At 28.1% G+C, this 502-nt stretch carries 2 protein-coding genes; both read right to left on the minus strand.

Annotation, left to right across the window (positions count from 1 at the left end):
• A partial coding sequence (locus tag ABD994_RS31620) for a hypothetical protein (RefSeq protein WP_345425866.1) occupies positions 1–218 on the minus strand: 218 nt, incomplete at its 3' end.
• 64 nt (positions 219–282) lie between these two features.
• The coding region (locus ABD994_RS31625; protein ID WP_345425869.1) for a hypothetical protein at positions 283–502 on the minus strand (220 nt) is incomplete at its 5' end.

Genomic DNA, 502 nt, shown 5'->3' on the forward strand with positions numbered 1-502 from the left:
CCGTAACCAATGGAGATCCAATATATATTTATTCCTGCTATTGCTTGATTGACTACTTTAGAATTGTTGTCTTCTTTTGCTTTGTCAAATGCTTCATCAATCTTTTCTCTTGCTGCCAGAAAATACTCTTCAGATTCAAATTCTTTTTTCTGTCTTTCTGCGATGTTGAGATCTAATTCATTTTTTTCGACTTCATACAAAAGGCTGTCTCTTTTCAATTGTAATTTTTCAGATTCATTTAATTTAAGCTGAGATAAAACAGTATTCAGCGAAGTGTTAATGTTATTTTTTTTTAATATTAAATTTTTCTATTTTCACTTTTAAATCTAACAATTCTTTCTTATGATTATTAGCAATAGTATCAGCTCTATAGGTATCTTCGGTTTTTTGATATTCTGTTTTTAATCTATCACGTTCGAAAGAATTTCGTTTAATACTTTTGTTACTAAAAGGATTGATAAGGATATGATATGTTAATCTCCCGAAATATTGGTATTCAGTT

The sequence above is a fragment of the Actinomycetospora chlora genome, assembly GCF_039542135.1.
In the GTDB taxonomy this organism is placed as follows: Bacteria; Actinomycetota; Actinomycetes; order Mycobacteriales; family Pseudonocardiaceae; genus Actinomycetospora; species Actinomycetospora chlora.